A 6,513-nucleotide genomic window follows, 5' to 3' on the forward strand; every position below is an offset into this window, starting at 1 on the left:
GCCGGTCATGACATGGTCCCCAGCGCTCGCTCCAGGCCCAGCTCGGCACGCGGGCCCAGGACCTGGGCTGCATGCAGCAGCTTGCGGCGAGTGACCATGCCCCGCTCCAGCGCCTCGGCCACGGCCCCGTCGAGGACGTCCTGGTCGTCGCCCTCCGCCGCGCACTCCACGAGGGTCCGCAGCGGTGTCGTCACTCGATAACCCATCCGATCCTCCACATCCGAATCAGCGAGGTCCGCACGATGCAGGATCACTACATCCGACTTCTGTCGGAAGCCGCGGGGGACGGTGAGATGGATACGGGACGGGTTCGCCGTGCCGAGGTCGTGTGCGGTGAGGGCGGTGTCGTGCGAGACCACCGCTCTCCCTTTGCTCCAGAGCGACCAGCGCACCAGTTGTTCATCGCCCTCATCGGGCAGGTCGGAGAACTCCCTGAAGCGATAGAGGGCGCGGTCCACCACCAGCCAGTTGCCGTGCTGGGCGTGGTACCGCTGGGCCTGGTAGGAGTACCCGGCCTCCTGCGCCTGCGCGGCGGTGAAGTAGCCGCGCTGGCCGGCAGCGGTACGCCAGAGTGCCGCCCTGTTGTCCGTGGGTTCTCTGAGCACCACCGATTCATATCCGCATGGAACTCAAAGTTTCTTTTAGTTTGGCGACCGACCGGTTCCACGACCGGCCACGCCCGCGCCCCGCCGTCTCAGTCCCCCAGGTCCCACACCAGCACCTCCGCCGCCGAGATGCCCACCAGCTCCAGCCCCGACGCATCGGTGATCCGGGCCGAGTCACCGGGCCCCAAGTCCGAATCGCCGAGCCGAACTTCACCCTGTACGACATGGACGTACACCCGCCCCGCGTCCGGTACCGCCGTGCGCTCGCCGGGGATCAGGCGGCGCAGGTGCAGCAGGGCGCCAGCGGCGCGGATGTCGTACGGGGTGGCGTCCGCGATGCCGTGGACGATCTCGTACGAAGGCTCACCGCCCGGCTCCAGCGGGGTGAGCCAGGTCTGGACGAAGACCAGCGGGTCGGTGCCCTCGTTGCGCTCCTCGTGGCGGACGCCGCCAGCCGAGGAGAGGCGCTGGACGTCTCCGGGGCGGACCACCGTCGCGTGACCGGTGGAGTCGCGGTGGGTGAGTTCGCCCTGCACCACCCAGGTGATGATCTCGGTGTGGCTGTGCGGGTGCTCGTCGAAGCCCGCGCCGGGCGCGAGCCGCTCCTCGTTGCAGGCGAGGACCGGGCCGAAGCGGAGGTTGTCCGGGTCGTAGAAGGTGCCGAAGGAGAAGGCGTGCCGGGACTCGATACCGGCCTCGGGGTCACCGCCGCGGTAGCGCTCGCCGGAGCGCCGTACATCCATCACGCGGACCACCGTAGCCCCGGCACGAGGTGCCGCTCCGCCGATAAGGCAGTCTTGTCCATGTGCCCCAACCCGATTCCGCGCAGCCCTCACCCCATCCCGCACACCCGCATGCCGCCACGCTGAAGCGTCTCGAGCAGGCTTCCGGACGGTTGTCGGCGAACGCCATCGCCCGGATGGACGAGACGCTGCCGTGGTACCGGGCGATGCCTCCGGAGAACCGGTCCTGGATCGGTCTGGTCGCTCAGGCCGGTATCGCGGCGTTCACCGAGTGGTTCCGGCACCCGGAGGCCCCGCAGGCCATTTCGACCGATGTGTTCGGCACCGCGCCGCGGGAGCTGACCCGGGCGATCACTCTGCGGCAGACCGTGGAGATGGTGCGCACCACGATCGAGGTCATGGAGACCGCGATCGAGGAGGTCGCGGCCCCCGGCGACGAGGCCACCCTGCGTGAGGCGCTGCTCGTGTACGCACGGGAGATCGCGTTCGCCACCGCCCAGGTGTACGCGCAGGCCGCCGAGGCCCGCGGCGCCTGGGACGCCCGGCTCGAATCGCTGGTGGTCAACGCCGTGCTGTCCGGCGAGGCCGACGAGGGCGCGGTGTCCCGTGCCGCGGCTCTGGGATGGAACTCACCCGACCATGTCTGCGTGATCCTCGGCACCGCGCCCGACGGCGACAGCGAACTCACCGTCGAGGCGATCCGCCGCGCCGCGCGGCACGCCAAGGTGCAGGTGCTGACCGGGGTGCTCGGCAACCGGCTGGTGGTCATCGCGGGCGGCAACGACAATCCGCTGCAGGTGGCCAAGGCGCTGATCGGGCCGTATGCGGCAGGTCCGGTGGTCGCCGGACCGATCGTGCCCGATCTGCTGGCCGCGACCCGCTCCGCGCAGGCCGCGGCCGCCGGGCTCAAGGCGGGGTACGCCTGGCAGGACGCGCCACGCCCGGTGCTCGCCGACGATCTGCTGCCGGAGCGCGCCATCGCGTCCGATCCGGCGGCGCGCGAGCAATTGGTGGAGGAGATCTACAGACCGCTGGAGGAGGCGGGCTCGGCTCTCCTGGAGACGCTGAGTGTCTATCTGGAGCAGGCCAGCAGCCTCGAAGGGGCCGCCAGGATGCTTTTCGTGCACCCCAACACCGTGCGCTACCGGCTGCGACGTGTGACAGACGTCACCGGATGGTCACCCTCTGATGTCCGGTCGGCGTTTACTCTACGAATCGCGCTGATCCTCGGGCGTCTGGCTGACCGGGACACGCAGCTCTAAACTTTTGTCCAACACCAACAATTAGCCCGCCGGTTCTTCGTCCCTGTCCCCACGGGCGTTCGGAGCCGTCCACAAGAGAGAGTGTGAGGGTGCTCGTACTCGTCGCTCCCGGCCAAGGCGCTCAGACGCCCGGCTTCCTGACTCCCTGGCTCGAACTCCCCGGTGCCGCCGACCGCATCGCCGCGTGGTCGGACGCCATCGGACTCGACCTCGCCCACTACGGCACGAAGGCCGACGCGGAGGCGATCCGCGACACCGCGGTGGCGCAGCCGCTGCTGGTCGCGGCCGGCCTGCTCTCGGCCTCGGCGCTGGGTGACGCCGCCCCCGGCATCGTCGCCGGACACAGCGTCGGCGAGATCACCGCGGCCGCCTTCGCGGGGGTGCTGGACGAGGTCGCCGCGCTGCGTTTCGTACGGACCCGCGGGCTCGGCATGGCCGAGGCCGCCGCCGTCACGGAGACCGGCATGGCCGCGCTGCTCGGCGGCGAGCCGGAGGCGATCCTGCCCCATCTGGAGCGTCTCGGTCTGACCCCGGCGAATGTGAACGGCGCGGGGCAGATCGTGGCCGCCGGCACCGCGGAGCAGCTCGCCGCGCTGGCCGAGGACAAGCCGGAGGGCGTACGCCGGGTCGTCCCGCTGAAGGTCGCCGGAGCCTTCCACACGCACCACATGTCCCCGGCCGTCACCGAGCTCGGCAAGGCCGCGCAGGACCTGGTCGTCTCGGACCCGGTCGTGCCGTACGTCTCGAACGCCGACGGCCAGGTCGTCGGCACCGGCGCCGACATCGTGGCCCGTCTGGTCAATCAGGTCTCCAATCCGGTCCGTTGGGACCTGTGCATGGAGACCTTCAAGGAGCTGGGCGCCACCTCGCTCATCGAGGTCTGCCCCGGCGGGACCCTGGTGGGTCTCGCCAAGCGAGCCCTGCCGGGGGTCCGCACGCTGGCGCTGAAGACCCCCGACGACATCGAAGCGGCCCGCACGCTCATCGCCGAGACCCAATCACCTGCCGCTGACGCGGCGGGGGCCTAAGGAGCCCGAGAGAGCATGGCGAAGATCAAGCCCAGCCAGGGCTCCCCGTACGCACGCATCATGGGCGTGGGCGGTTACCGGCCGGTCCGGGTGGTGCCCAACGAGGTGATCCTGGAGACGATCGACTCGTCCGACGAGTGGATCCGCTCGCGTTCCGGCATCGCCACCCGCCACTGGGCCTCCGACGAGGAGACCGTGGCCGCGATGTCGATCGAGGCCTCCGGCAAGGCGATCGCCGATGCCGGGATCAGCCCCGGCCAGATCGGCGCGGTCGTCGTCTCGACCGTCTCGCACTTCAAGCAGACCCCGGCCATCGCCACCGAGATCGCCCACAAGGTCGGCGCGGGCAAGGCGGCCGCTTTCGACATCTCGGCGGGCTGCGCGGGCTTCGGTTACGGTCTGACGCTCGCCAGGGGCATGGTCGTCGACGGTTCGGCGGAGTACGTACTCGTCATCGGCGTCGAGCGGCTGAGTGACCTCACCGACCTGGAGGACCGCGCGACGGCCTTCCTGTTCGGTGACGGCGCGGGCGCCGTCGTGGTCGGTCCCTCCCGTGAGCCGCACATAGGGCCCACGGTGTGGGGGTCCGAGGGCGACAAAGCCGAAACGATCAAGCAGACCACCTCGTGGTCGGAGTACCGGGGCGGCAACGGCCCGGCCAAGTTCCCGGCGATCACCCAGGAAGGCCAAGCGGTGTTCCGCTGGGCCGTGTTCGAGATGGCGAAGGTCGCCCAGCAGGCGCTGGACGCGGCCGGGATCAGCGCGGACGACCTGGACGTCTTCATCCCGCACCAGGCCAACATGCGGATCATCGACTCGATGGTGAAGACCCTCAAACTGCCGGAGCACGTCACGGTCGCCCGCGACGTCGAGACCACCGGCAACACGTCCGCGGCCTCGATCCCGCTCGCGATGGAACGGCTCCTGGCGACCGGTCAGGCCAAGAGCGGGGACACCGCGCTCGTCATCGGCTTCGGGGCGGGTCTCGTCTACGCCGCGACGGTCGTTACCCTCCCCTAGGGCATACCGTCCTCCAGGGCATTCCGGAGCAATCCGGTTCGTTCGAACACCCCCAGATGTCACCGAGACACTCTGCTACACATCGAAGGAGCGCCATCATGGCCGCCACGCAGGAAGAGATCGTCACCGGTCTCGCCGAGATCGTCAACGAGATCGCCGGTATCCCGGTCGAGGACGTCCAGCTGGACAAGTCCTTCACCGACGACCTGGACGTCGACTCGCTGTCCATGGTCGAGGTCGTCGTCGCCGCCGAAGAGCGCTTCGACGTCAAGATCCCCGACGACGACGTCAAGAACCTCAAGACGGTCGGCGATGCTGCCGACTACATCTCGAAGCACCAGGCCTGACCCAGGCCGCGCGGCTGACACGCCACCCGGTGGTGGCGCCGTGATGCGGAGGGACCGGCTCGCCGGTCCCTCTCAGATCCCTCTACACGTGGAGAAGAAATTCCAGTGAGCCCGACCAATCGCACCGTGGTCGTCACCGGTATCGGCGCAACCACACCGCTGGGTGGCGACAGCGCATCGACCTGGGACGGACTGCTCGCAGGCCGTTCCGGCGTCAAGCCCCTCACCGAAGAGCGTTTTGCCGACCTGCCGGTCCGCATCGCCGCCCCGGTGGCCGTCGACCCGAGCGAGGTCCTGGCCCGTCCGCTCGCCCGCAAGCTGGACCGCTCGGCCCAGTTCGCAGTCATCGCGGCCCGTGAGGCCTGGACCGACGCGGGGTTCACCGCGAAGGCCGGCGAGGACACCAGCCCCGACGGCACTCCGGTGATCCGGCCCAACCGGCTGGGCACCGTCATCGCTTCCGGCATCGGCGGCATCACCACCCTGCTCGACCAGTACGACGTGCTCAAGGAGAAGGGCGTACGCCGCGTCTCCCCGCACACCGTCCCCATGCTGATGCCCAACGGTCCGTCGGCCAACGTCGGCCTCGAGCTCGGCGCCCAGGCCGGCGTACACGCGCTGGTCAGCGCCTGTGCGTCGGGGGCCGAGGCGGTCGGGTACGCGGTCGAGATGATCCGCTCCGGCCGTGCCGACATCGTCGTCGCCGGCGGCACCGAGGCGACCATCCACCCGCTGCCGATCGCCGCCTTCGCCAACATGATGGCGATGTCGAAGAACAACGACCACCCGGAGCAGGCCTCCCGCCCGTACGACACCGGCCGTGACGGCTTCGTGCTCGGTGAGGGCGCCGGGATCGTGGTCCTGGAGTCGGCCGAGCACGCCGCCGCGCGCGGTGCGAAGGTCTACTGCGAGGTGGTGGGGCAGGGTCTGTCGTCGGACGCCCACCACATCGCCCAGCCCGAGCCGACGGGGCGCGGTATCGCAGCGGCGCTGCGGCACCTGCTCGAGTCGACCGATCTCAAGCCGGCCGAGGTCGTGCACCTCAACGCGCACGCGACGTCCACGCCGCAGGGCGACGTCGCCGAGATCAAGGCGCTCCGTCAGGTGTTCGGTGACGCTCTCGACGGTGTCGCGGTCTCCGCGACGAAGTCGATGACCGGGCACCTGCTCGGTGGCGCCGGTGGTATCGAGACCGTCGCGACGGTGCTTGCGCTGCATCACCGTACGGCTCCGCCCACCATCAACGTCGATGAGCTCGACGGGGAGGTCGACGCGGACGTCGTGCGGGACAAGCCGCGGGCGTTGCCGGAGGGGCCGATCGCGGCCGTCAACAACTCGTTCGGGTTCGGTGGGCACAACGTGGTGCTTGCGTTCCGGTCTGTCTGACCTGGGGTGGGCACGGGGCTCTGCCCCGGCCCCCGCTCCCCAATCGCCGGAGGGGCTCGACTGTGGGACCCGGAGACGCGGATGGATCCGCTGACGCAGGCCGTCGCCTCGCTTCTGGCGGG

General features: G+C 70.0%; 7 protein-coding genes. 5 read left to right on the forward strand and 2 right to left on the reverse strand.

All coding sequences use genetic code 11. From position 1 onward, the window contains the following. Positions 1-5 precede the first annotated feature (5 nt). Both AB0M87_RS27635 and AB0M87_RS27640 read right to left on the reverse strand, forming a co-directional pair. Positions 6-605, reverse strand: a complete 600-nt coding sequence (locus tag AB0M87_RS27635) for a hypothetical protein (RefSeq protein WP_365857561.1) — start codon at positions 603-605, stop codon at positions 6-8. 89 nt (positions 606-694) lie between these two features. Beyond that, positions 695-1,348 (reverse strand): pirin family protein, encoded by a 654-nt coding sequence (locus tag AB0M87_RS27640; protein WP_365857597.1) that lies wholly within the window; start codon positions 1,346-1,348, stop codon positions 695-697. A gap of 62 nt (positions 1,349-1,410) precedes the next feature. On the opposite strand from AB0M87_RS27640, the gene AB0M87_RS27645 reads away from it, so the two are divergent. From AB0M87_RS27645 to fabF, 5 genes are all read left to right on the forward strand, one after another. Then, positions 1,411-2,610: a helix-turn-helix domain-containing protein gene (locus tag AB0M87_RS27645; protein WP_365857563.1), complete on the forward strand. Its 1,200-nt coding sequence runs from the start codon at positions 1,411-1,413 to the stop codon at positions 2,608-2,610. 89 nt (positions 2,611-2,699) lie between these two features. After that, positions 2,700-3,638 (forward strand): ACP S-malonyltransferase, encoded by a 939-nt coding sequence (locus tag AB0M87_RS27650; RefSeq protein ID WP_365857565.1) that lies wholly within the window; start codon positions 2,700-2,702, stop codon positions 3,636-3,638. A 15-nt stretch (positions 3,639-3,653) separates the two neighbouring features. Further along, complete coding sequence (locus tag AB0M87_RS27655; RefSeq protein WP_365857567.1) at positions 3,654-4,658, forward strand: ketoacyl-ACP synthase III; 1,005 nt, start codon at positions 3,654-3,656, stop codon at positions 4,656-4,658. Positions 4,659-4,756: 98 nt separating this feature from the next. After that, positions 4,757-5,005, forward strand: coding sequence for an acyl carrier protein (locus tag AB0M87_RS27660; RefSeq protein WP_266857402.1), 249 nt, complete (start codon positions 4,757-4,759; stop codon positions 5,003-5,005). Positions 5,006-5,110: 105 nt separating this feature from the next. Continuing rightward, complete coding sequence (fabF, locus tag AB0M87_RS27665; RefSeq protein ID WP_365857569.1) at positions 5,111-6,391, forward strand: beta-ketoacyl-ACP synthase II; 1,281 nt, start codon at positions 5,111-5,113, stop codon at positions 6,389-6,391. The last annotated feature ends 122 nt before the right edge of the window (positions 6,392-6,513 follow it).

It is taken from the genome of Streptomyces sp. NPDC051320 (assembly GCF_040682175.1).
GTDB lineage: Bacteria > Actinomycetota > Actinomycetes > Streptomycetales > Streptomycetaceae > Streptomyces.

Excerpts from the sequence above, each read along its gene's own strand:
- AB0M87_RS27655 (WP_365857567.1), top strand. The coding sequence starts at position 3,654 with ATGGCGAAGATCAAGCCCAGCCAGGGCTCCCCGTACGCACGCATCATG.
- AB0M87_RS27660 (WP_266857402.1), top strand. The coding sequence starts at position 4,757 with ATGGCCGCCACGCAGGAAGAGATCGTCACCGGTCTCGCCGAGATCGTC.
- AB0M87_RS27640 (WP_365857597.1), bottom strand. The coding sequence starts at position 1,348 with ATGGATGTACGGCGCTCCGGCGAGCGCTACCGCGGCGGTGACCCCGAG.